This window comes from Nocardiopsis sp. CNR-923, from assembly GCF_001942255.1.
Lineage (GTDB): Bacteria > Actinomycetota > Actinomycetes > Streptosporangiales > Streptosporangiaceae > Nocardiopsis.
In genome coordinates, this window is record NZ_MKKC01000067.1 from 15,313 (window position 1) to 39,522 (window position 24,210).

Annotated in this window: 18 protein-coding genes and 3 pseudogenes; 8 read left to right on the top strand and 13 right to left on the bottom strand. The window is 72.7% G+C overall.

What is annotated here, in order from left to right; genetic code table 11:
- Window positions 1-1,446 precede the first annotated feature (1,446 nt).
- Complete coding sequence (wecB, locus tag BJF83_RS07585; RefSeq protein WP_075925733.1) at window positions 1,447-2,559, bottom strand: non-hydrolyzing UDP-N-acetylglucosamine 2-epimerase; 1,113 nt, start codon at window positions 2,557-2,559, stop codon at window positions 1,447-1,449.
- A gap of 254 nt (window positions 2,560-2,813) precedes the next feature.
- On the opposite strand from wecB, the gene BJF83_RS07590 reads away from it, so the two are divergent.
- The 3 genes from BJF83_RS07590 to BJF83_RS07600 all read left to right on the top strand — a co-directional run bounded on the left by BJF83_RS07590 (window position 2,814) and on the right by BJF83_RS07600 (window position 7,427).
- Window positions 2,814-4,562: a glycosyltransferase family 4 protein gene (locus BJF83_RS07590; protein WP_262391386.1), complete on the top strand. Its 1,749-nt coding sequence runs from the start codon at window positions 2,814-2,816 to the stop codon at window positions 4,560-4,562.
- A 104-nt stretch (window positions 4,563-4,666) separates the two neighbouring features.
- Window positions 4,667-6,031 carry a nucleotide sugar dehydrogenase gene (locus BJF83_RS07595; protein ID WP_075925735.1) on the top strand — a complete coding sequence of 455 codons (1,365 nt, stop codon included), beginning with the start codon at window positions 4,667-4,669 and terminating at the stop codon, window positions 6,029-6,031.
- A gap of 244 nt (window positions 6,032-6,275) precedes the next feature.
- On the top strand, window positions 6,276-7,427 hold the full coding sequence (locus BJF83_RS07600; RefSeq protein WP_075925736.1) for a glycosyltransferase: 1,152 nt from the start codon (window positions 6,276-6,278) through the stop codon (window positions 7,425-7,427).
- Between the two features lie 102 nt (window positions 7,428-7,529).
- Here the strand turns inward: BJF83_RS07600 and BJF83_RS07605 are convergent, their stop codons facing one another.
- The 8 genes and pseudogenes from BJF83_RS07605 to BJF83_RS07640 form a co-directional block, all read right to left on the bottom strand.
- Window positions 7,530-8,360: a glycosyltransferase gene (locus BJF83_RS07605; protein WP_187347112.1), complete on the bottom strand. Its 831-nt coding sequence runs from the start codon at window positions 8,358-8,360 to the stop codon at window positions 7,530-7,532.
- 293 nt (window positions 8,361-8,653) lie between these two features.
- Window positions 8,654-9,423 (bottom strand): annotated as a pseudogene (locus BJF83_RS07610) (CDP-alcohol phosphatidyltransferase family protein).
- Entirely contained in the window at window positions 9,401-10,450 is a 1,050-nt protein-coding gene (locus BJF83_RS07615; protein WP_075925737.1) for an iron-containing alcohol dehydrogenase family protein, read from the bottom strand. Before BJF83_RS07615 ends, BJF83_RS07610 begins: the two are co-directional and overlap by 23 nt.
- A 5-nt stretch (window positions 10,451-10,455) precedes the next feature.
- A complete protein-coding gene (locus tag BJF83_RS07620; protein ID WP_075925738.1) occupies window positions 10,456-11,187 on the bottom strand; it encodes a sugar phosphate nucleotidyltransferase in 732 nt (243 codons plus the stop codon).
- Window positions 11,188-11,203: 16 nt separating this feature from the next.
- The gene (locus tag BJF83_RS07625; RefSeq protein ID WP_075925774.1) at window positions 11,204-11,917 is read right to left on the bottom strand and encodes a DUF5941 domain-containing protein; all 714 of its coding nucleotides are present in this window, start codon (window positions 11,915-11,917) and stop codon (window positions 11,204-11,206) included.
- 44 nt (window positions 11,918-11,961) lie between these two features.
- Window positions 11,962-12,779, bottom strand: a pseudogene (locus BJF83_RS30915) (hypothetical protein).
- 245 nt (window positions 12,780-13,024) lie between these two features.
- Entirely contained in the window at window positions 13,025-13,783 is a 759-nt protein-coding gene (locus BJF83_RS07635) for an ABC transporter ATP-binding protein (protein WP_394329308.1), read from the bottom strand.
- Window positions 13,784-14,070: 287 nt separating this feature from the next.
- Window positions 14,071-15,056: pseudogene (locus tag BJF83_RS07640) on the bottom strand (acyclic terpene utilization AtuA family protein); the annotation flags it as partial.
- A 152-nt stretch (window positions 15,057-15,208) separates the two neighbouring features.
- On the opposite strand from BJF83_RS07640, the gene BJF83_RS07645 reads away from it, so the two are divergent.
- From BJF83_RS07645 to BJF83_RS07655, 3 genes are all read left to right on the top strand, one after another.
- On the top strand, window positions 15,209-15,751 hold the full coding sequence (locus BJF83_RS07645) for a hypothetical protein (RefSeq protein ID WP_083678458.1): 543 nt from the start codon (window positions 15,209-15,211) through the stop codon (window positions 15,749-15,751).
- 438 nt (window positions 15,752-16,189) lie between these two features.
- A complete protein-coding gene (locus BJF83_RS07650; protein WP_075925739.1) occupies window positions 16,190-16,609 on the top strand; it encodes a YciI family protein in 420 nt (139 codons plus the stop codon).
- A gap of 19 nt (window positions 16,610-16,628) precedes the next feature.
- Window positions 16,629-17,915, top strand: a complete 1,287-nt coding sequence (locus tag BJF83_RS07655) for an RNA polymerase sigma factor (protein WP_075925740.1) — start codon at window positions 16,629-16,631, stop codon at window positions 17,913-17,915.
- 117 nt (window positions 17,916-18,032) lie between these two features.
- On the opposite strand, the gene BJF83_RS07660 is transcribed toward BJF83_RS07655, so the two are convergent.
- The gene (locus tag BJF83_RS07660; protein WP_075925741.1) at window positions 18,033-19,283 is read right to left on the bottom strand and encodes an MFS transporter; all 1,251 of its coding nucleotides are present in this window, start codon (window positions 19,281-19,283) and stop codon (window positions 18,033-18,035) included.
- A gap of 46 nt (window positions 19,284-19,329) precedes the next feature.
- Here BJF83_RS07660 and BJF83_RS07665 point away from each other — a divergent pair, with 46 nt between their 5' ends.
- Complete coding sequence (locus tag BJF83_RS07665) at window positions 19,330-20,754, top strand: PLP-dependent aminotransferase family protein (RefSeq protein WP_075925742.1); 1,425 nt, start codon at window positions 19,330-19,332, stop codon at window positions 20,752-20,754.
- Between the two features lie 43 nt (window positions 20,755-20,797).
- On the opposite strand, the gene BJF83_RS07670 is transcribed toward BJF83_RS07665, so the two are convergent.
- Complete coding sequence (locus BJF83_RS07670; protein ID WP_075925743.1) at window positions 20,798-20,989, bottom strand: DUF397 domain-containing protein; 192 nt, start codon at window positions 20,987-20,989, stop codon at window positions 20,798-20,800.
- Window positions 20,990-20,993: 4 nt separating this feature from the next.
- Window positions 20,994-21,848 (bottom strand): helix-turn-helix transcriptional regulator, encoded by an 855-nt coding sequence (locus BJF83_RS07675; RefSeq protein WP_075925744.1) that lies wholly within the window; start codon window positions 21,846-21,848, stop codon window positions 20,994-20,996.
- 598 nt (window positions 21,849-22,446) lie between these two features.
- On the opposite strand from BJF83_RS07675, the gene BJF83_RS07680 reads away from it, so the two are divergent.
- The gene (locus BJF83_RS07680; RefSeq protein ID WP_075925745.1) at window positions 22,447-22,824 is read left to right on the top strand and encodes a DUF1330 domain-containing protein; all 378 of its coding nucleotides are present in this window, start codon (window positions 22,447-22,449) and stop codon (window positions 22,822-22,824) included.
- A 70-nt stretch (window positions 22,825-22,894) separates the two neighbouring features.
- On the opposite strand, the gene BJF83_RS07685 is transcribed toward BJF83_RS07680, so the two are convergent.
- Window positions 22,895-24,184 carry a thymidine phosphorylase gene (locus tag BJF83_RS07685; RefSeq protein WP_075925746.1) on the bottom strand — a complete coding sequence of 430 codons (1,290 nt, stop codon included), beginning with the start codon at window positions 24,182-24,184 and terminating at the stop codon, window positions 22,895-22,897.
- Window positions 24,185-24,210: the final 26 nt, after the last annotated feature.

Here is a 24,210-nt window from a genome sequence, read left to right on the forward strand (position 1 = left end):
GCCCTCGGCGCGCAGCCGCTTGACTCCGGGCAGTTTGGCCGCCGTGCCCGGAACCACGACCTCGGCCGGGCGCAACCGGGCGGTCAGCAGGTCGGCGGCGAGCTGGTCGGCGTCGGCCTCCCCCGCGGGGTCGGCGAGCACGGCGACGGAGCGCCCGCGCAGGGGCAGTTCGGTGCCGGCCGTGCCGGAGGCGAAGTCGAGGCCGTCCAGGACCGAGGTCAGACGGACCGGGGTGGCCTCGTCGAGGAACACCCGGCGCAGCAGTTCGCGCTGCTCGGCCTCGGTCGGCTCCTCGGCGCGCAGACGCGGCACGGACACCGCCAGGTCCTCGCCGGCGGACTGAAGCGCCGGAGAGTGGGTGACCACGCGGGCGCCACAGGCCCAGGCACGGCGGCGGAGGCGGTCGGCGTCCGGGGAGGCGCCGGTGACGACGGCGACGTTGGCCGCGCGCAGGGCGTCGGGAAGGTCGGCGGCGTCGGCGTCGACCACGCGCACACCGAGATCGGCCAGGACGTCGGGGACGGGCTCGTCGGACGCGACGCGGACGTAGACGGCGGCGGGGCCGGGCGCGAGGTCGGCGGCGACCGGGTTGAACAGGTGGAGGGGGACCCCCGCGTCGCCCCGGTGGACGCGGTCGAACCCGAGCTCGCGCAAAGCCGGCGGGGCGGGCGCGTCGTCGAGGAGGACGGCGGGGACGCCCCGGGCGGCCGCGGACTCCAGGACCCAGTGCAGGGCGCGGGTGCGGTCGGCGGCGGCGGGGTCGCCCACGTGCGCCCACGGGGAGCCCGGGGCGGCGGCGGACGAGGAGACCAGGACGAGGTCGACGTCGACGCCGTCCATGACGATCTGCGCGTCGTGGGGACGCAGCGGGACCGTGCGGACGTAGGGGTCGACGGCGGTCTGGATGGCGGAGCCGACGACGGTGGCCGCGACGAGCAGGTCCTCGCGACCGCCCGGGACACCGGTCAGGAGGCGGGCCTCCTGACGCTCGGCCTCGAAGGAGCGGACCGGCTCGCTGGTGGGGCGGCGCTCGCTGTGGTTGGTCTGGCCGCTGCGGCGCCAGAGTCGGTAGAGGTCACGCGGGAGCCGGACGAGGGAGCGGCCGGGTCGCTTGGCGGCGGCGGTGAGGGCGCGCCCGACCTGGAGGGAGGTCGATCCCTCCACAGCGGCCAGGCGTGCGCGTGCCTCCTGGAGCTGGGCCTCGCGCTCGGCCAGGGCCTGCTTGAGCTGCTCGGTCTGGCTCTGTTCACGCCGTTTCACGGTCTGCCACCTCGCGTTCTGGTCGGGTCGGCGTCTCCACCGCGTCGGGCCTGGGCGCGGGATCGGTCGGACGGTGCCGGGTGTGGGCGCCGGGGCGAGCGGGGACGCCCGGGCTCGGGCGGGCGGCTGGCCCCGTGCGCGGTCCGCGCCGTGCGGGGATGGTCTGGTGGAAGTGTGCCATGGTGCTCACCTCGACCACCGCGTGAGGATGGCCGCGACGCGCTCACCGGCGCGTCCGTCCCACAGCGGCGGCACGTCGTCGCCGAACCGCTCGGAGCCGTGCCCGTCCAGGACCTTGGCGAGGGCCTGGAGGAGGTCGGCCTCGGTGACGAGCTGGTTGGTCCCGTGGGTGATCGTGACGGGCCGTTCGGTGTTGGGGCGCAGGGTCAGGCAGGGGACGCCGAGGATGGTGGTCTCCTCCTGGACGCCGCCGGAGTCGGTGACCACGGCGGCGGCGCCGCGGGTCAGCGCGACGAAGTCGAGGTAGCCGAGGGGATCGAGGAGGCGCACGCGCGGGTGGTCGCCGAGCCGGGCTCGGTCGAAGGCGGCCCTGCCGCGCGGGTGCACGGGCATGACCACGTCGATGGCGTCGGCGATCTCGTGCAGGCGGGCGACGAGGCGGGCCACGGTCTCGGGGTCGTCGACGTTGGCGGGCCGGTGCAGGGTGGCGGCGACGTAGCGTTCGGGCAGGTCGAGGCGGGCGCGCAGCGCGTCGGCGTCGAAGCGGTCGAGGTTGCCGAGGAGGGTGTCGATCATGGGGTTGCCGACCAGGTGGACGCGGCTGGTCGGAACGCCCTCCGCGGCCAGGTGGCCGATCGCCTCCGGACTCGTGGCGAAGCAGAGGTCGCTGAGCTGGTCGGTGACGCGGCGGTTGATCTCCTCGGGCATGGTGGCGTCGAAGGACCGAAGCCCGGCCTCCACGTGCGCGACGGGGATGCCCAGCTTGGCGGCGACCAGTGCGGCGGCCACGGTGGAGTTCACGTCGCCGTAGACGACGACCATGCCGGGGCGCCGCTCGGTGAACTCCTTCTCCAGCCCGACCATGAGGGCGGCGGTCTGGGCCGCGTGGGAGCCCGAGCCCACGCCGAGGTCGACGTCGGGGGTGGGCAGGCCCAGGTCGCGGAAGAAGACGGCGGACATGCGGTCGTCGTAGTGCTGCCCGGTGTGGACGACCGCCTGGTGCGCGCCGCGTCCGCGCAGTGCCGAGACGACGGGCGCGGCCTTGACGAAGTTGGGCCGCGCTCCGACGACGTGCACGATCCCGGTGTCCTGACTCCCGAGGGGAGCGCTCGATGCCACGTCTCTCACGTTTCCTTCTGTTGGAGTGCTGTGCCCACCGAGGGGGCTGGTGGGGCGAGTCCGGCCCGGACCGTGGGTGGTGGGCCCGGTCCGGCCCCGGGACAGCCCGCCCGGTTCCTTGCCCGAGCCGTCCCGTCCGTGTCGCCGTGGTGTCACCACCTGGTCACGTCCACGTGGTTGTGTGACTGACCGTGCATGACACCCAGACTTGCGAATCCCACGTCCCGCGCCCGCGTACCCGCTGGGTGCGAGCGGTGACGTTCACCGTCACGTTGGCCTGGCGACACCTGCGCTCCGATCCCGCGCGGTTGCCGCTGCTGGCGCTGCGGTTGACACCCGGCGCCCTGCGGCGCGCGGTCCGGGCCGTGGCCACCCGGATGGGCGGCCTGGCACGGGCCTACGCGCTCTGGGACCGGGGCCAGCGCGGGGAGGCACGCGCGGTGGTGCTCGCCGCCGCGAGGGGAGCCTCGCCCCGCCGCGTCGACCGCCTGGTGTCCGCCAGCCTGGCCGCCGGCGACGCGGACACCGCGCGCGAACTGGTGGGACAGCTCCCGGAGGGCCCGCGCCGGGACGCGGCGGAGTATCGGACGGCTCTGGCGACGGGACGCGCTGTTCCCACGTCCCCGTCCACGTCGCCTGACCATCACGGGATCACGTTAACCCGTGGTCACCGAACGCGGCCCGACGACACGGTGAACGCTCGGCGACCGGTGCGCCCCGCCGGTGAACGGTGGCGGGTGGCCGAGGATCCGGCCGCGCCGGGGGCGGGGCTGCGGGTGCTGCACCTGGTCACCAACGCGCTACCGCGCACCAACGCGGGGTACACGCAGCGCACGCACCGCATCGCCACCGCGCAGCGGGAGGCGGGGATGGACGTGCACGTGGTGACCCGCGCCGGATACCCGCTCACGCAGGGGGTCGCGGACCCGCGGACCGTGGTGCGGGTGGACGGCGTCCCCTACCACCGACTGCTGCCGTGGACGGCGCCCGCCGACGCCAGCGCGGAGTTGGCGGCCGGGCTGAGACTGGCGGAGCCCCTGGTGGAGGCGGTGCGCCCGCACGTGCTGCACGCGGCGAGCAACCACCACAACGCGCGGCTGGCCCTGGAGCTGGGTCGGCGGTACGGGCTGCCGGTCGTGTACGAGGTACGGGGCTTCCTGGAGGAGTCCTGGCTGTCCCGGGACCCCTCGCGCGGTGTGGAGGACGCCTTCTACCGGGCGGAACGGGACAACGAGACGGTGTGCATGCTGGCCGCCGACCTGGTCGTGACGCTGGGCGAGGCGATGCGCGCGGACATCGAGGCCCGGGGGGTGCCGCGTGAGCGGCTGCTGGTGGTGCCCAACGCGGTGGACGCCTCCTTCCTCGAACCGCTGCCGCCAGGCGACGGTGTGCGCGCGGCGTTGGGGATCGGCCCCAAGGAGTTCGTGGTGGGCACGACCACCAGCTGCTTCTCCTACGAAGGCCTGGACGTGCTGCTGGACGCGGTGGCCCTGCTGCGCGACCGAGGAGAGCGGGTGCACGCGCTGGTCGTCGGCGACGGCCCCGAACTGCCCGCGCTGCGCGCCCACGCACGGGAGCTCGGCCTGGCGGGGACGGCGCACTTCCCGGGGCGGGTTCCCGCCGGTGAGGTGCGCTCCTACCACGGCGCCCTGGACGTGTTCGCGGTCCCGCGCCGGGACGAGCGGGTGTGTCGGCTGGTGACGCCGCTCAAGCCCGTGGAGGCTATGGCGGGCGGCCTTCCCGTTGTGGCCAGTGAGTTGCCGGCGTTGCGAGAGATTGTGGAACCGGGGGTGACCGGTGAGTTAATTCCGGCCGGCGAATCGGCGGGGCTCGCTGAAGTGCTGACAAAGCTCGCTTACAGTCATGAAAAGCGGATTTCGTACGGTATCTCTGGCCGAAACCGTGTCGGCGCCGATCGGACCTGGTCGGAAGCCGCATACCGCTACAACCAGGCGTACCGGGCTCTTATTCGGAAATTGTCCGAACCAGGCCAGATCCCATAGCCGGGGACGACCTCTGCCTAGACTCGGTTGTCCCACCTTCCTCCCCAGGCTGTCCCCGAAAACAGTGCGCCCGTTCACCAAACGAATGTGAGTGTGACCGCGAAGTGGATGCCGCAGCCTCCAACCCAGTGTCCGTTCCCGAACAGCCCACCGGTGAGACCGGTGAACTCGTCATCATCGGACTCGGCTACGTCGGCCTGCCCCTGGCGGCCGAGGCCGTGTCCGCTGGGCTGCGCGTGACCGGTCTCGACGTGAACGAGCACGTCGTCGACGGACTCAACAGCGGGGTCTCGCACGTCGACGACCTCGCCGACGAGGACGTCCGGGCGATGCGCGACGGTGGGTTCATCGCGACCACGGACGCCGCGTGCCTGGCCCGCACGCGCACGATCGTCATCTGCGTGCCCACCCCCCTCTCCTCCGAGGGCGGGCCGGACCTGGGCGCGGTGACCTCCTCCGCCAAGGCCATCGCCGCCCACCTGGCCCCGGGCACCCTGGTCATCCTGGAGTCCACCACCTACCCGGGCACCACCGAGGAGGTGGTGCGCCCGATCCTGGAGGAGTCCGGCCTGGTGGCGGGCGCCGACTTCCACCTGGCGTTCTCCCCCGAGCGGATCGACCCGGGCAACCCGACCTTCGGCGTCGCCAACACCCCCAAGGTGGTCGGCGGCCTGACCGAGGAGTGCGGGACGGCCGCCGCGGAGTTCTACGGGCGGTTCGTGCAGACCGTGGTCCGGGCGCGCGGGACGCGCGAGGCGGAGATGGCCAAGCTGCTGGAGAACACCTACCGGCACGTCAACATCGCCCTGGTGAACGAGATGGCCATCTTCTGCCAGGAGCTGGACGTGGACCTGTGGGACGCCATCGCGGCGGCCAAGACCAAGCCGTTCGGGTTCCAGGCCTTCTATCCGGGGCCGGGCGTGGGCGGACACTGCATTCCGATCGACCCGAACTACCTCTCGTACAAGGTCAAGACGCTGGGCTACCCGTTCCGCTTCGTGGAGCTGGCGCAGGAGATCAACGGCCGGATGCCCGCCTACGTGGCGCAGCGGGCGCAGGAGCTGCTCAACGAGTCCGGGCTGGCGCTGTCGCGGTCCAAGGTGCTGCTACTGGGCGTGACCTACAAGGCCGACATCGCCGACCAGCGCGAGTCCCCGGCGCGCCCGGTGGCCCGCAAGCTCGCGGCCAAGGGCGCCTCCCTGACCTACCACGACCCGCACGTGGACGCGTGGGAGGTCGACGGCCAGGAGGTCCCCCGGGCCACAGACCTGGACCGTGCGCTGGCCGAGGCCGACCTGACCGTCCTGCTCACCGACCACGGCGAGTACCGGCCCAAGCGGCTCGCGGAGTACGCGCGGCTGCTGCTGGACACCCGTGGCGTGCTGCGCCGCTCGGCGCCCGAGGCCGGCACGGAGGTGCCCCCCCAGTCCCGCGCGATCGCGCGGCGCGAAGGCCTCCAGGTGCTCTAGGCGACCACCGTCCCCGAACCGTTGTGACCGGGGCACGCCGATCGCGGACCCATCGCGGTTCATCGGCGTGCCCCGTTTCGTTCACCTTCGTCCAGCCGAAGGTTCACCGGATCACCCCCATGTGTCCACCGTGGTTTATTCGCACCGTTTCCGCAGGTGAATACCGTGTCGGACAGCTGGTACCGCGCAGGTGAGGCGGATCATCGCTGTAGACGGACCCGACCGGTGACTTAGGTGATGTTCAATGCAGGCGCTCGTGGCCACGGTGGTCCACCATCCCGAGGACGCCCGGATCCTGCACCGTCAGATCCGCGCGCTCCTCGAAGCGGGGCACGACGTGACCTACGTCGCCCCGTTCAGGGAGTGCGGCGTCACCCCGTGGAGTGAGGTGAACTCCGTCGACGTGCCCCGTGCGGTCGGCCGTGAGCGGATCAAGGCCCTGCGCGCGGCGCGCGCGGTCCTCGCCGAGCACGCTCCGCGCGCTGACCTGCTGCTCTTCCACGACCCCGAACTCATGCTGGCGCTGCCCTCCAAGCGTCCGGTGACCGTGTGGGACGTCCACGAGGACACCGCCGCGGCCATCCTGACCAAGCCGTGGGTGCCCCGGCCGCTGCGGCGCCCGCTCGGCGCGGTGGCGCGCGCCTTCGAGCGCGGCGCCGAGCGCCGGATGCGCTTGCTGCTGGCCGAGGAGGGGTACCGGTCGCGGTTCCGATCCGACCACCCGGTGGTGCCCAACACGACCGACGTGCCGGTGGAGCCGACCCGGGGGCCGGGCGACGACCGGGTGGTGTACCTGGGGCACGTGTCCGTGGCGCGCGGGGCGCACGAACTGGTCGAGTTGGCGCGTCGGCTGCGCTTGCACGGGGTGCGGCTGGAGGTGATCGGCGGAGCGGACGCCGGTGTGCGGCCGCTGCTCCGCCAAGCGCAGCGGGACGGCGACCTGCACTGGTACGGGTTCGTGCCCAACGACCGGGCGCTGCGCATCTGCTCGGGGGCGATGGCGGGGCTGAGCCTGCTGCACGACACGCCGAACTACCGGCACTCGATGCCGACCAAGGTCGTGGAGTACATGGCGCACGGCCTGCCGGTGGTGACGACCGCCAACCCGATGGCCAGGGACCTGGTCACGGGACGCCCTGAGGGGGACGCGGGTCTGGTGGTCCCCTTCGGGGACGTGGACGCGGCCGAGGACGCGGTGCTCCGGCTGCGGCGGGACGTTGGCCTTCGGCGTTCGCTGGCGCGCGCGGGTCACGCGATAGCACGGACGTCCTACCACTGGCCGGTGCAGGCGCGACTGTTCGTCAAGCGGTTGGAGGAGTGGGCGGACCGGAGCTCGCCGGTCGTACCGGAGATACCGCGACCGCGGACGCGGCGCCGGTACGCGACGAGCGAGTGACCTGGACCGCACAAAAGACCCTGGGAAGTATCTTTTCAGACAAGCAGCTGGTGCCCCCATGGTCGCACGGCACACGGACGCGGTCCCGCCGGGTCCCGGATCTCAGATGACCGGCGGGCGTCCCGCGCGCGTCATCCGCCAGGCGGTCGACCACCGGATCGGCGTGCGCGGACCCGGGTCCTCCCGCCAACCCTCGCGGAAACCGCCGAACCACGACCGCAGCGCCGCCCGGTCCCGCTCGCGCAGTACCGTCAGCCCGACCCAGGTCCCCAGGTAGGCGAAGGCCAGCGGCCAGGGAAGGTTGCGGCGGGCCAGCCACACCCGGTTGCGGGCGTTGAGACGGTAGAAGTCCTCGTGCCGGGTCGGCGCGACCGCCGGGTGGTACATCACCGCGTCGGCGTCGTACTCGATCGTGTAGCCCGCGTCCAGGATCCGCCAGGCCAGGTCGGTCTCCTCGTGCGCGTAGAAGAACTCACCCGGCAGACCGCCGCCGTCCTCGAACGCGGTGCGCCTGATCGCGCACGCCCCGCCCAGGAACGTGGTCACCACACTCGACCGGCGGGAGTCGCCCACCCGCAGCCGCGGCACGTGGCGGCGCTGGTCGGGTCCCCCGTCCGGGTCGGCGATCCGGAAGGACAGCGCGCCCAGCGCGGGTTCGCCGGCGAACCGCTCCCGCACATGCCGGGCCAGGTCGGTGGACCGGTACCACCCGTCGTCGTCCAGGAAGAGCACGATGTCGCCCTTGGTCGCCCGCACCCCGTGGTTGCGTCCCTCGGGGATGCCCACGTTCTCCGGCAACCGCACGGTGGTCACACCCTCGGGGAGCTCGGGCAGGTCCGCGCCGTTGCCGACCACGACCACCTCGACGTCCGCGCCCTCCTGCTCGAACACACTGGTGATCGCCCGGCGCAGCTCAGCGGGGCGGTTGCCCATGGTGAGCAGGACGCAGGACAGCGTGGGCTGGATGGGACCGGGCACCTCGGGGCGGCTCCGTTCGGCTCTCGGCGCTCGGGAGTCCCCCTCCGCGGACGCGCCGGAGACCGGTGAGGACGGGATCACGGATGTGGCCATGCTTGCGACCGTTCAGTGGACGACGGACATCGAGAAGGTTGACTCTCGTCAACGTTCGCACGAACAGACTAACGAGAGAATAAGAGAAAGGTGTACGAGGCCGTGAGGCGGGCAACGCACACGGCCTCGTAGGTGACGGTACCGTCACTGGCGCGTTATTCCAGGCGACGCGACGCGACCACGCTCACGAAGTGGGCGAGACTCATGACCACGGCCACCGCCGCGCACGCGGCCACGAGCACGCGTGTCGCGGCCAGCTCACCCAGGAAGGCGTCCACCACCGCCGCCACGACGACCAGCAACGACAGTTCGACGGCCTGGATCACGCGGTGCACCTTCAGCGCGGAGGCCAGCCGCCGGGCCAGACTCAGCCCGGACGAGCGCGGCCGCATCGCCTCGTCGGTGACCTCCTCCGGCAGCCCCGCCTTGGCGCGGGCCACCACGACGTTGTCCGTCTCGGCCTTGATCAGCGCGACGCCGATCGCCGCGGCCATCCCCAGGACGACCCAACCGCCCGGCTCGAACCCGCCCTGGGCGCGCACGCCCAGTCCGACGAGCAGGGCGATCTCCGACACGTAGTGGCCGATCCGGTCCAGGTAGATCCCCGCCACGCTGGTGCGTCCGGTGTAGCGGGCCACCTCGCCGTCGGAGCAGTCCAGCAGCAGGTAGACCTGCACCAGCAGCGCCGCCAGGATCGCCGACCACAGACCGCCGAAGGCACGACCGCCCCGGCCAGGACGCCGAACGCCATCATCAGGTAGGTGATGGGGTTCGGCGGGACGCCGAGCCGGACGAACAGGGTGCTCAGGTACGGGGAGACATCCCGCATGTAGTAGCGACCCGCCCAGTGCTCCTCGTTCACACGCTCCTTGATCCCCGCGGGCTGGCCGCCCGCGCGGACCTCAGCGACCGACGGTTTCGACATAGTCCGCGACACTCCGCTTGATCTCGGCCTCGGAGAGGCTCAGGTGTTCAAGGATGGTGAAGCGGCCGGGACGCGTGCCCGGAGCGTGCACGACGGCGCGCACGAAGTCGTCGTCGCCCAGTCCCACGTCGGAGGGAAGGACCGGCAGCCTGTGGCGGATCAGGCAGGAGCGGATCTCCTCCAGCCGCCGCTGCGACCAGCCCAGGTGGCGCACCCGCAGGAAGGACGCGTACAGCGCGCCCAGCCCGGCGAGTTCGCCGTGGTTGCTGGTCCCCGGGTAGAGCTGAGTGATCGCGTGCAGGATCTCGTGGCAGGCGCCGCTGGCGGGACGGCTGGAACCGGCCACCGACATCGCCATGCCGGAGAGCACCAGGCCCTCGGCGAGCACGGCGAGGAAGGCGTCGGACTCGATGGAGTCGGGACGGTGCAGCACGGCCTCCGCCGCGACCCGGGCGAAGGTGACCGCCATGCCGTCGACCGGCTCGCCGCCGATCCTGCCCGCCAGCTCCCAGTCCTCGATGGCCGAGATGTTGCTGACGACGTCGCCGATGCCGGACCGGACCAGCTGCGGGGGGGCTGCCTGGACGTAGTCGACGTCGATGACCACGGCGATGGGCATGGTGACGCCGATCGACGGCTTGCCGCCCTCGTGTTCGAGGGAGCTGACCGGCGAGGCGATGCCGTCGTGCGCCAGGTTGGTCGCGACGGCGACCATGGGGATTCCCGCCATGGTCGCGGCGAACTTGGTGACGTCGATGGTCTTGCCGCCGCCGATGCCGGCGACCGCCTCGTAGGCGCCCGACCGGAGCTTCTTGCCCAGATCGGTGGCCGCGTCCACGGTGCCCTCGTCGACCTGGAAGACCTCGCACTGGGGAAGGTCCAGATCGGCTGCGATCTGCCCGCCCTGGCCGGGGCCGACCGCGACCGCGATACGGCCCTCGGTGGCGATCCGGCGGTCGGCGAGCACGGTCCCGAGGGAGGCGATGGCCCCCCGGCGCACGTCGATCGCCAGGGGGGAGGGGAGCATTCGCGCTAGTAGCGGCACGCGATCTCCCTCGCCTTGGCCAGGTCGTCGTGGTTGTCGACCTCGACCCACCGGACGTCGCCGATCGGGGCCACGGAGACCTTCTCGCCGCGGTTGACCAGCTCCTGGTAGCCGTCCTCGTAGTACAGCTGCGGGTCGCGTTCCCAGGTGGCCCTGAGCGCGTCGGCCAGGCGGGCGTCGAGCGAGCCCTCCAGGAGGGTGGCGCCGATGTACTCGCCCGCGGCGGTGGCCGGGTCCATCAGCTTGGTGATGGTCTTGAGGTGGCCACCCTCGTCGAGGGTCACCTTCATCTCCTCGTCGGCCAGGTTCTTCACGTCGTCCACCGCGAGGAGGAGTTCCGGACCGCGCGCGGCGAGTAGCGTTTCCTCGACGCTCACGGGGTGAACGGTGTCACCGTTGACGAGGAGGACGCCCTCGGAGAAGAACTCGCGTGCGGTCCACAGGGAGTAGGCGTTGTTCCACTCCTCGGCCTTGTCGTTGTAGCTGAGGGTGATCTTGACGCCGTGACGCTCCTCAAGCGCCTCCTTGCGGGCCTCGACGGCCTCCGCACGGTAACCGACCACCACGACCACGTCGGTGAGCCCCGCCGCGGCGAGGTTGCGCAGCGAGATGTCCATGATGGTCGTCTCGCCGTCGACGGGCACCAGGGCCTTGGGCAGGGTGTCGGTGTAGGGGCGCAGACGCCGTCCCGCGCCTGCGGCGAGAACCATTCCGAGCATGAGGGCGTGTTCCTCCTTAGGTCGGGGAGACGCCACACGCCTCCCCGTTCGTTCCGGCGGCCGGTCGGCCCCCGTCCTCGTGTCCAGGTGGGGTCGTCCGTGGACCTCCCCGGTCCGTGCCGCCTCCGCGGGGGGACGCGACGACGGTCGTGCACACCTCGGTCACGGGCGTCGCGCACCAGGAGCGCACCGCCTCGCGGACCAGGAGCACCGCCAGGTATCCGGCGAGCGCACCGTAGGCGGGCGCGAGTACGTCGAACGCACCGCCGACCGCGACGACGAGCATGCGCCCGTCCCATCCGAGCGCCGCCACGCGCACCCAAGCTGGGCGGGCGACGCCGACCGAGGGGCGCGCGACGTCGTCGCGGTGGTGGCTGACGACCACCATCAAGAGTACGAACACCAAGGGACCGGGTACACCGGACGCCGACCCCAGAACCGCCAGGTACCCGTACTCGGTGAACCGAAGGACGGGTGGCACGAGCCGGTCGAGGCGCCCGTCGTGCGGGTGCCCCGAGGCCAGACCGGACAGTAGCAGGGCAGCGACCGGTGCGAACAGGGTAATGCCTGCCAGCTGTCCACGAACCGCCACGAGGAGCGTCCCGACCACCAGTAGGCCGGTGAGCGCGGGCAGCAGGGGTGCGACGGCCCCCGGGGCGACCCGGCCCAGCAGCGCGCAGACGTGACTGTCGTCACGCAGTGTCCGCAGGTCGGGGACGGTGGCGCGCAGCCGCTCACGCGGCGGCCGGACGCCCCCGTCTGGGTCGTGTTCGGTCACCGACGCGTCTCCTTGGCGGTGGGGTCGACGAGTTCCCCGGTCACGGCGAGCGCGCACCCGACGACGAGGGTGAGGAAGGCGACCCGCGCGTCCCAGACCGTCGTGGTGACCGCGATGGTCAGGAAGCGCGTGGGCTGGCCGAACACCATCACGCGTCGGATCGCCGCGGGCAGGGGCGCTCCCCCGGCCCGGTCGGTGACGCCCCGAGCGGCGGTGCCGGCCGCTTCGGCGGAGGACTCCGCGGTGTCGCGGACGGCGGTTCCGGCGGTGGAACCGGGGGCGGCGCCGTCGCGCGAGGCGGCCGAGTGCCCGTCGGGGCCGCCGAGGAGGCGGTTGGCGAGCCTGGGGTCGTTCTCCCGGGCGCCCCGGCGCGGCGGGGGCACGAACCCCGTCACGAGCCCGCCGGGGCCGCCGCCCCCGCTCCCCCACGCGGTTGCGCCACCCGTGCCGGTGCCGGACCGCGCCGAGCGCACGACCAGGAACGAGTCCCGCAGGCCAACGCGATGAGCGCGCCCGCCGCCCAGCCCCACGCGCCCTGGATGCCGGCCGCCACCGCCCCGAGGGCGAGCCCGACGTAGACGGCGTACTCGCGCAGCTGGCCGAGCATGGCCGCGAGCCACATGGTGAGCGCGTCGCGGCGGTCGGTGCGGATGCGCGCCCGGACGGCGTCGCAGAACAGCACGGCCCCGAGAAAGGCCGAGCCGACCAGACAGCCGACCGTGTCGGCCTGGGAGAACCAGACCGCCGCCGCGATCGCCGCCACGACGCTGATCCGTGTCACCCCCGAGCGGGTGACGCACCTGCGTTCCAACATGCGCGCGGTAGCCCGTGCACCGAGTCCTTGGCCATGGTCGTGCCTCCTCCAGCCGTGCTGGGAGCCACCGTTCCTTACGCTGAGTAACCATTCAACCACTGACACGCACATAGCGCCTGGTAAGACGTGGCGAGGGCCGAGCGACCGCGTTTCGGGCATGCCAGGACAGACGCGAGCGCACCTCCGAAAGGGGTTGGAGCTGCGCCCGTCGTCAGTCGATCACGGGAGGGGCCGAGCCGGGCCCGTCAGGCCGCCCTGCCGCCGCCCGTGGGACCCTCGCCGTTCTCGCGCTCGGCCTCGGCCTTGCGCTTCTTCTCCTCCTCGCGCTTCTTGCGCTCGGCGATCTTGGCCTGGGTGTCCTCGTTGTAGGCGTCCAGGGCCGCCTCGATGTCGGCGTCCAGGGCGAGCCCGCCACCCTTGACGTACAGACCCCGGTTGCAGAACCGGCGCAGGTCCTTCTCGCTGTGGGAGACCAGGACCATCGTGCGCTGGTTGGCCAGCATCCGGTCGATCGCGTCGTAGCACTTGCGCTTGAACGCCTTGTCGCCGACCGCGAGCACCTCGTCGACCAGCATGATCGGGTGCTCCAGCTGGGAGATCAGCGCGAACCCGAGCCGGACCTTCATGCCGCTGGAGTAGTGGCGCACCGGGGAGTCGATGAACTTCGACTCGATCTCGGCGAAGTCGACGATCTCCTCGAAGCGCTGATCGATCTGCTTCTCGGACATGCCGTGCAGCGAGCCGACCAGGTACACGTTCTCGCGGCCGGTGAGGTTGTCGTTGAAGCCCGCCCGCAGCTCCAGCAGCGGGGCGACCCTGCCGCGCACGCGGACCTCGCCCTCGTCGGGCATGAGCACGCCCGCGATGAGCTTGAGCAGCGTCGACTTGCCGGTGCCGTTCTTGCCGACGATGCCACGCAGTCGGAGTGCGGTGAGGCCGCGTGCGGCCTTCGGCGGCGGGACCGGGGCGGTGCCGCCGTCGGGGAGGATGACGGTGTGCTCCACCTCGGCGGCGGGGACCAGGGCGTGGGTGACGGCGACCCCGTCGGGTCGGGCGTCCCGGGGTGGCGACGACAGATGGAACCCGGCGTAGCTGGCCAGCGCGAGTTCGACGGCGCGGGCGCGAACGCCCGGCCGACGGTGGCGGGATCGGCGTCGCGGGCCACGACGCGCAGGCGGCCGGTGGCGGCCTCCTGGACGGGGGCGTGCGGGTCTCGCGCGGGCGTGAACTCGAAGCGCAGGTCCGCGGGCCCGCGGGAGGCGAGGGCGGCGCGCATCTGGCGTTCGGCCACCGCGGCCTTGTCCTCGGCGTCCAGCCCGGTGATGAGGAACTCGACCTCGCCGCGGAATCCGGTGAGTCCGGTCAGGCCCACCTTGAGGTCGGGAGGGGGCTCCTCCCCGCGTACGCCGCTGATCCGGACGCGGTCGGGGCCTGCGGGTCGAGGCGGACGGTGTCGAGGCGCGCGGTGACGTCGGGACCGGCGTAGCGGGGACCGGCGATCTCGTAGACGAGCTGGGCGGTGACGGTTCCGGTGGTGACGGCCCCGCCGGACTGGGGGTGCTTGGTGATGACGGCGCTGCCGTCGGCGTGGATCTCGGCCAAGGGAAAGCCGGGGCGGTCGAGGTCGTGGCCGTCGCGGCGGAGGTGGGCGGCGAAGGCGTAGTTGCCGCCGGTGGCCTGGGCGCCGCACTCGATGACGTGTCCGGCGACGGTCGCCCCGGCCAGGGCGTCGAGGTCGTCGCCGGTCCAGCCGTGGTGGGCGATGGCGGGGCCGACCGCGAGTGAGGCGTCGGTGACGCGGCCGGTGACGACGATGTCGGCTCCCGCGTCCAGGCAGGCGGCGATGCCGAAGGCGCCGAGGTAGGCGTTGGCGGTGAGCGGGCTTCCGAGGCCCAGCTCCTCGGCGCGGTGGAGGAGGTCGTCGCCGGTGACGACGGCGATGCGCGGCTCCAGTCCGAGCTGGTCGGCGAGTTCGGTGAGCCGGTCGGCGAGACCGCGCGGGTTGAGGCCGCCGGCGTTGGTCACCACCCGGATCCGGCGCTCCACGACCTGGGACAGGCACGTGCGCATCTGGCTCAGGAAGGTCCTGGCGTAACCGCGGCCGGGGTCGGCGAGCTGGTCGCGGCCGAGGATCGCCATGGTCAGCTCGGCCAGGTAGTCGCCGGTGAGGACGTCCACGGGCCCTTCTGTGAGCATGTCGCGGACGGCGGAGAAACGGTCGCCGTAGAAACCTGAGGCGTTCCCGACGCGCAGCGGGGGCGCTGGTGTCGCAGTCATGGATCGAGAGTGACACCGGACACACAAAAAAACAAGCACGAATGATTGTTTTTCTGTGGATCATCCCGTTGCGCACCGGATGGCCGGTAGTGGCCACAGAGTGTGCCTTACGGGGCCTCCGAGGAGGCGGAGCCGCACGGTAGTTTGTCGCGGTGAGCACCTCCCACGATGACAACAAGCCCGGTGCGGACGGCGCCGACGAGTCCGCGGACACCGTCGTCGACACTGCCGACACGACGGGCGGAGCCGCGGCGAAGGTCGAGGACGCGAGCGAGATCTTCCTCAGGGGAACGCCCGTACCGCCGTCCTCCGCCCTGGGCGGCGTCTTCTCCGCCGAGACCTTCGCGGTGGCGGGCCTGCTCCTCCTCGCCCCCGTCGTCGTCGACTCGCGGCTCTTCGAACTCTTCGGATGGTTCGTGCTGTCCGGGGCGACCGCGGTTCCGGCCGGGTACGCGCCCGCGGGCGGCGCCGACGTCGCCGTCGCGGGCGGGCTCAGCGCCCTGGCCGTCCTGGCAGGCGCCGTGTCGTTGTTCCGCAGCGGCGCGCACACGCGGGCCTCCGCGCGCTGGGTGTCCGCGGCGACGGTCCTCGTCGGCGCCCTGTTCCTCCTGATCGCGGTCGTCACCTACGCGTGGCTGCCCGCGCAGGGAGCCGAACTCGGCTGGTTCGGCTACCAGCCCTACAGCGGCGGCTGACCCGGACCTACCAGGTGCGGGCGGCGTGCGGCACCTCGCGCGCGTCCATGTACACGGGGGTTCGGTAGCGGCGCCGCCCGCGTCGCGGTAGGTCCATCGGACACACCGGGAAGGCTCGACGCAAGCGCCCGATCAGCCGGTGCGGCGCGCCCGGAGCAGAGGCAGCCCGGCCAGGGCCGCGCCGACCAGCCCCACCGCGATGTGGCCGCCGACGGTCGCGCCGACCAGTCCCGTCGCCGCGGCCATGACGGCTCTCCCGAGCGCGGCTCCTCGTGCTCGCCCACGAGTCAGGTCCGGTGGTCCCGCACACCTCCTGACCGGGCACCGAACGATTCCGAGCGATAGAGTTCGATGGCCGTGTCGATCCGCGCCGTCCGGGTTCGACCTGGGGATGAGAGGGTTCCGCTGAGGAGCCCGGTCCTTCGAGGGAGTACAGAGATGAAGTACATGCTGATCATGCGCGCGACCGACGAGGCCATGGGCCAGATGGGGGACTCCGACTTCGCCGAGACGCTGGCCAAGGTCGGCGCGTTCAACGACGAGTTGGTCCGCGCCGGCGTCCTGCTCGCCGCCGAGGGCCTCGCCGACCCCGCCGAGGGCGTGGTGGTCGACACTTCCGTGGAGCCGCCCGTGGTCACCGACGGCCCGTACGGGGAGACCAAGGAACTCTTCGGCGGATTCTACATCCTCAACGTGGCGTCCAAGGAGGAGGCCGTCGAGTGGGCCAAGCGCATCCCGGTCTCCGGCCCCGGCCTCAAGACCGAGATCCGTCGGGTCACCACGATCGACGAGTTCCCGCAGGACAACGAGTGGATCCAGAAGGAGCGGGCGTGGCGCGAGGCCACCGGCCAGCTCTGACCAGACGAACGGACCAGTGATGACCGACCCCACAGGCCGTGAGGCCGTCTCCGCCGTCTGGCGGATCGAGTCCGCCAGGATCGTCGGCGCCCTCACGCGCTATACCGGGGACTTCGCGCTGGCCGAGGACCTGGCCCAGGAAGCCCTGGCCGAAGCGCTGGTGACCTGGCCGCGCGAGGGCGTGCCCCGCAACCCCGCGGGGTGGCTGCTGACCGTCGGCAGGCGGCGCGCGATCGACGGGTTCCGTCGGCGCGCCGCCCGCGACGAGCGCTACGCCGCCCTCGCCCGGGACCTGGCAGAGGGCGGCATCGCCTCGGGCGACACGACCGTTTCACCGGGTGGAGGAGACCGGGACATGCTGTGGGATCCGGACCAGATCGACGACGACGTGCTCGCGCTGATGTTCGTGGCCTGCCACCCCGTCCTGTCGCGGGAGGCGCGCGTGGCGCTCACACTGCGGGTGGTCGGCGGTCTGACCAGCGACCAGATCGCCAGGGCGTTCCTACAGCCGACCGCGACCGTGCAGGCGCGGATCACACGGGCGAAGAAGACCCTCGGGGCGGCGCGGGTGCCGTTCGGTCTCCCCCCGGCGAACGAACGCGCCGAACGGCTCGGATCCGTGCTCAACGTGGTCTACGTGATCTTCACCGAAGGGTCCTCGGTGAGCTCCGGCGACGAGCTGATCCGGTTCGACGTCGCCTCCGAGGCCCTGCGCCTGGCGCGGGTGCTGGCCCGGCTGGTCCCGGACGAGCCGGAGGCGCACGGTCTGCTGGCCCTGCTGGAGCTGACCGCGGCGCGCTTCCCCGCGCGCACCGACGCGGACGGGCGGCCGGTGCTGCTGGAGGACCAGGACCGGCGCCGGTGGGACCGCGACGCGATCCGGCGGGGACGCGCCGCCCTGGCGCACGCGGAAGGGTGCGGGCGGGGTCTGGGCGCCTACGGCCTGCAGGCGGCGATCGCCGAGTGCCACGCGGTCGCCCCCTCGGTCGGGGAGACGGACTGGGAGCGGATCGTGGTCGTCTACGAGGCGCTCGGGAGGGTCGCGCCGTCGCCGGTGGTCGACCTCAACCGCGCGGTGGCGGTGTCCATGGCCCGGGGGCCGGCCGAGGCGCTGGAGATCGTGGACCGGCTGGCGCGGGACGGGGCGCTGGCGAGGACGCACCTGCTGCCGACCGTGCGCGGGGAGCTGCTCACCCGCCTGGGACGTTCCGAGGAGGCCCGCACCGAACTGGAGCGCGCGGTGACACTGTGCGGCAACGCGCGTGAGCGCGGCGTGCTGGAGCGCAAGCTCGCAGACCTGGCCTGATTCCGAGTCTGCGTCACCGGGTCCGGCGGTGTTCGACGTGCCGCGATCGGGGGGCGCGTCCGTACCGGCGGCGGGCCCTGGAGGAGCCCCGTTCTCCGCACGGATCCCGGCCCACGGTCAGCCCGTGCGGCCACCGCGCCGCGCGAGCAGGGCGAGCACCCCGGCGGCCGCCGCCGTCACCGCGCCCAGCACCCACCACCCCGGCGTTCCCTGGGAGAGCACCAACGGCAGGACCAGCGCCGACCCCAGGATGCGGGCCAGGGCTCCGGCCATGCCGAACACCGCCTGGTACTGCGTCTGGAGGTCGGCGGGGGCGCGGCGCAGGGCCAGGTGCCATGCGGACGGGCCCGCGGCCACCTCGCCCAGGGTGAGCAGGACGATGCCCACCAGCACCACGGCCGCCGCCCCGAACGGGCCGCCCAGCGGAGCCGCCCCGAACAGGCCGCATGCCAGGAGCAGGGCGGCGCCCGCGACCACGGCGGAACGGGCGGCCCCGCGGTCGGTGCGCACCCGCGCCGCCCACGGAGTCTGCAGGACCAGGACCACCACGGTGTTGAGCCCCAGTGCCACCGCGCAGACCCACATCGGCGCCTCCGTCCGGGTGCTCACCCACACCGGGAGGATCAACGACAGGACCGGCATGTACAGCTGGAGGAGCGCCGTCGCGGCGGTGACCGTGACCAGCCGCCGGTCCCGCAAAGCGCCCGTGCCCGCGCGGAACCGCCCCCCGCCCGTGCGGGGAGCGGGACGCCCGTCCGCCGCCCTCGGCAGGCCGTGCAGCAGCGCGGCGCACACCAGGGCCACGACCGCACCGCACGCGTAGACCGACAGGAACGCGGACCGGCTGTCGACCGCCAGCACCACGGCCCCGACCACGGTGCCCGCGCCCAGCCCCGCGTTGAGCAGCGAATGCATGTGGGCGCGCGCCCGCACCCGCCGCTCCGGGCCGACATAGGAGGCCACCAACGCGTGTCGTACCGCCCCCGCACCGGCCTGGGCCACCACGAACACGACCGCGCCGACCGCGTAGGTCCACAGGTCGTCCGCCACCAGGTACACGGTGAGGGCGGCGCCGATGAGGAGGCTGTGGGCCACGGCGGCCCTGCGCCGACCGGCCCTGTCCGCCACCGCGCCCAGGAACGGGGCCGTCACCAGGGCGCACCCGGCGGCCAGCGCCAGGACCAGACCGATCGAGGCGGCGGGCAGCCCGACCCGGGTGCTGAAGTACAGGACCACCGTGGCCAGGACGGCCCCGTCCGTGACGGCGCTGATCAGCTGGACCGCGTACACGCGCCGCACGGGCGCGGGAAGGGGCTCGGGGGTCGGTCGGCGCGCGGCGGACGCGGCGGACGGGGTCGGGATCGCCATGCGTCGAACGTAGGGGATGATCGGTCCTGGGCTACAGTCCATTTCCATGGGCGGAAGATGGGCCATTGCGGGTATCGACCTGCACGTCGACGTGGCGGGGACGCGGGTTTCGCGCTCCCTGGAGGAGGCCCTGCGCGCCGCCGTCGTCGACGGCAGGCTCGCGGTCGGCACCCGGCTGCCCTCCTCCCGGACGCTCGCCGCCGACCTCGGGATCTCCCGCAACAGTGTGGCCCAGGCCTACGAACAGCTGACCGCCGAGGGGTGGCTCGACGCGCGGGTCGGCGCGGGGACCTGGGTGCGAGAACGGGCGGCGCCTCCCACCGGTCGCGTACCGGCCCCGGCCGCGACCCGGCCGGACCTGGACCTGCGCGCGGGCGTCCCCGACGCCTCCGCCTTCCCACGGCAGGCGTGGGCGGCCGCGGCGCGGCGGGTCCTCGCGCGCGCCTCGGTCGACGCCCTCGGCTACACCGACCCGCGCGGTGTTCCGGCCCTGCGGCAACACATGGCCGCCTACCTCGCTCGGGCCCGAGGCGTGCGCGCCTCGGCCGCGGACGTGTTCGTGGGGCACGGGTTCGGGGACCTGCTCGCCCTGGTGTGCAGGGCCCTTCGGGCACGGGGCGCGCGACTGGTCGCCGTCGAGGAGTACGGGCACGAGCTGCACCGGCGGATCGTCCGCGCCCACGGGCTGCAGACCGTCACGCTCGCGATCGACGACGACGGCGCCGACGTCTCCCGGCTGGAGGAGGCCGGCGCCGACGCGGTCCTGCTCACCCCCGCGCACCAGTTCCCCACGGGGGTGCCGCTGTCGGCCGAGCGCCGTGTGCGGCTGGTGCGGTGGGCTGAGCGCGCGGACGCGATCGTCGTGGAGGACGACTACGACGGCGAGTTCCGGTTCGACCGCCGGGCGGTGGGGGCGCTCCAGGCCCTGGCTCCCGAGCGCGTGCTCTACGCCGGGACCGCCAGCAAGGCGCTCGCCCCCGCCGTCGGGCTGGCGTGGGCGGTGGCGCCCCCGTCACTGGTGCCCGCGCTGGTGGAGGCCCGCGAGACGACGGGCGGCGGCCAGGACGCGGTCAACCAGCTCACGCTCGCGGAGTTCGTGGGCGGTCACGACTACGACCGGCACGTGCGCCGCCTGCGGCACCTGTACCGGTCGCGCCGGGAGGCGGTGGAGGCCGCGGTCGCGGACCGGCTTCCCCGCTGCCGGGTCACGGGGCTGCCCGCGGGACTGCACTGCCTGGTCGAGCTGCCCGGCGGCGTGCGGGAGGGGGACGTCGTGGTTGAGGCCGCCCGGCGCGGCCTGGCACTGGAGGGGCTGGGCGCGTTCGCCGAGGGCACCGTCGCGCCGGAGACGTCCTCGGCGCGACGGCCCCCGAGCGTGGTCGTCGGTTACGGGGCTCCGCGCCCCCACCGCTTCGGGGAGGCGTTGGCGGCGTTGGTGGCATCCGTCGACGCCGCTTCTGGTCGGCGGTGACGCGCGCGGGCGGAGGGGCGGCGTCGGCCAACCCTCGGTCTCGCTATGTGGCGGCGTCGAGGAAGGCCCGCCACTCGTCGGCACCGAAGGACAGCGCTCCGAGTTCGCGATGCTTCGAGTCCCGGACCGCGGCCCCGGTCGGCCAGTCGGCCACCTCCACACAGGCGGCCTCGCTCTGGGAGTAGCTGGACGTGCGGAAGTCGGCTTCTACGAACAGCGGGCGATTCTCGTTCACTTCGTCAGTCCTTGTCTTGAACGTGGTCACTGGCGACTCGCTCTAACAACGTCAAGGTGGGTTCGCCGTCGTCGAGCGCGGCGGCGCGAAGCCGGTTGAAGACATCCGCGTAGTGTTCGACGTTCTCCGTGCTGGACATGAACATGTGTGAGGACGGCCCCTGAAGGTAGACCGTCAGCAGCCCGTGGTGTTCGACCCTCAGGATGGAGAATGAGGCCAACGTCAGGGCCGCGTGTGCACCGGCGCTGTGGGAGAGCGCCTGGAGCGTCACGGTCGGCCGGTGGGCGAGCTCGATGAGATGGTCGAGCTGATCGGCCATGAGGCTCGCGCTACCGATGCGCTGCCGCAGCGCGGCCTCAGCCACGATGATCCACACGTTCGGGGGCGTAGCGCGGTTGAGTACCTCCTGACGTGTGAGACGAACCTGAATCTCCCGGTCCAGGTCGCTGTCGGGTCGCATGGTCGCCTCGATGACCGCGCGGGCGTAGTCCTCCGTCTGGGCCAGTCCCGGAATCAGCTGTGACTGGTACATCTCGATCGACGTCGCCTGTGCCTCGATGTTGGCGTAGGACCGGTAGCTGCGCTCCAGGTCGTAGGGTTGCCATCGGTCCGGTTCGCGAGCCCGCGTGCGCAGCGCCAGCAACCGGTCCAGCTCCTCGGGTGCCTCGTAGATGGTGAGAAGGCGTTCGATGGCTGCCGCCCCGGGCACGGCCCCACCGTCTCCTGGCGTCTCCCAACGCGCAAGGCTGCTGGCCGCCGTACGCATGGCCCGCACCACGTCCCCGAACTTGCGCTCTCCGCGCAGCCTCCGCAGCTCCTGTGCCAGCTGCCACTGGGCCAGCGTAGGGTTGTCCGTCATTCCTCGATCATGCCCTTCTCCACAAGGTGGGGCAAAGTTCGCTACTTTCGAAAGCTACTTGCACATGCTCGTGGCGGAGAGTTTACTGAGACACGGAACACCGCGCGCGACGCACCCGAGCCCATACGCGACAAAGCTCCGGCGGGTGTTATCAGCACCCCCGGAGCACGGTCAGCCGTCCGCAACCCCTCGCAAGGGAGACCACCGACATGTCCGTTGTACATCACCCCCCGACCCTCGCCTACCCCGGGCGGCGCCGGGCGGCCCGGACCTGCCCGGGGCTGGCGTCCCTGACCGGCCCGGATGCGTGCCGACCTCAGGGCCGACCTCGCCACCCTGGAGGGGACCACGCCCACCCTCGCCGACGACGTCGCCGGGGCCCTGGGGAGCCGTCACGTGCCACCTGGTCTCCGCTCTGGCCTGAACGCGGGACGAGGACCACAACGGCCTGACCTCGGGACCCTCGGGGAACCAGGCCGGAGCCAAGGAGCGTACCGACCGGCCGGTTTGATACCGGGCCGCGCCTCGCCTAAGGTGCTGGCACCCCGGTTTCCGGCGCCCGTCGCCCGACGTGGCCGGTCACGACAAGGAGTCACCGATGGCAGTCGACCCCTCAGGAACCACCCTGGCCGCAGCGCTGTCCGAGGTCCCGGACGGCCCCGTCGTCATGCTCAACCTGTTGCGCTTCGCCCCGGACGGCCGTTCCTCGTACGAGGAGTACGCGCGTCGGACCGGCCGCTTCCTGGCCAAATACGGAGCCGAAGTGCTCTACGCCGGCGACGGCACGGCGCCCCTGGTCGCCGAGGAAGGCCAGGACTGGGACGCGGTGCTGCTCGTCCGCTACCCCAGCCGCGAGGCGTTCGGCCGCATGGTCGCCGACCCCGAGTACCAGGAGATCACGCACCTGCGCACCCGCGCCCTGAGCGAGGCCGTGCTCCAGCCGACCGTGCCGTGGACCACCGGGCACCGGACCTGACCCCCGCCGCCGTCCGCGCACGGGGGCCGCGCCGGTAGTACCGGTGCGGCCCCCGTGCGAGCGCCGTGCCTCAGGCCACCCGCTCGATCACCAGCGGCCGGGGCTCGTGGGCGGTTTCCGCCTCGATCTCGAACGCGCCCGCCAGCGCGTCCGCGGCGCGGTCGAACCGCTCGGCCTCGTCGGCGTGCAGGGTGAACAGCGGCTCGCCCGCCGCGACCGACTCGCCGGGCTTGGCGTGCAGGGTCACCCCGGCGCCGAAGGACACCGCGTCCTCCTTGCGTTCGCGACCGGCGCCGAGCCGCCACGCGGCCAACCCCACCTGGTAGGCGTCCAGCCGGGTGAGCGTCCCCGACACGGGCGCCAACACCACGCGTGTCTCGGCGGCCACCGGCAGCGGCGCGTCCGGGTCGCCGCCCTGCGCCCGGATGATCTCCTTCCACGAGGCCAGCGCGCTCCCGTCCCTGAGCGCCTGCGCCGGATCCTTGACCCCGTCCTCCCCGGGGGTGAGCCCGGCGGCGGCCAGCATCTCCCGGGCCAGGGCCACGGTCAGCTCCACCACGTCGGCCGGGCCCCCGCCGGAGAGCACCTCGACCGCCTCGGCCACCTCCAGCGCGTTGCCGACCTGCCTGCCCAGCGGGGCCTCCATGTCCGTGAGCAGCGCGACCGTGCGCACCCCGTGGTCGTTGCCGATGTCGACCATCGTCCGGGCCAGCTCACGGGCCGATCCGACGTCCTTCATGAACGCGCCGGATCCCACCTTGACGTCCAGGACCAGCGAACCCGTGCCCTCGGCGAGCTTCTTGCTCATGATGGAGGCGGAGATCATGGGGATGGACTCGACCGTGCCCGTGACGTCGCGCAGCGCGTACAGCTTCCGGTCGGCGGGCGCGAGCCCCGTCCCGGCCGCGCAGATGACGCCGCCCGTGGACGAGAGCACCGCGCGCATCTCGTCGGTGCTGAGCGAGGCCCGCCACCCCGGGATCGACTCCAGCTTGTCGAGCGTGCCGCCCGTGTGCCCGAGGCCGCGCCCGGACAGCTGCGGCACGGCCGCCCCGCACGCCGCCACGGTCGGGGTCAGCGGCAGCGTGATCTTGTCCCCCACTCCGCCCGTCGAGTGCTTGTCCGTGGTGGGCCGTTGCAGGTCGGAGAAGTCCAGCCGGTCACCGGACGCGAGCATCGCCTCGGTCCACCGGCCCACCTCGCCCCGGTTCATCCCGCGCAGGAAGACCGCCATGGTCAGCGCGGACATCTGCTCCTCGGCGACCTCGCCCCTGGTGTAGGCGTCGATCACCCAGTCGATCTGCTCGCGGGTGAGCTCCGCGCCGTCCCGCTTGGCCCTGATGATCTCGATGACGTCCATGTCCCGTTCCCCTTGCTTCGCGCAGC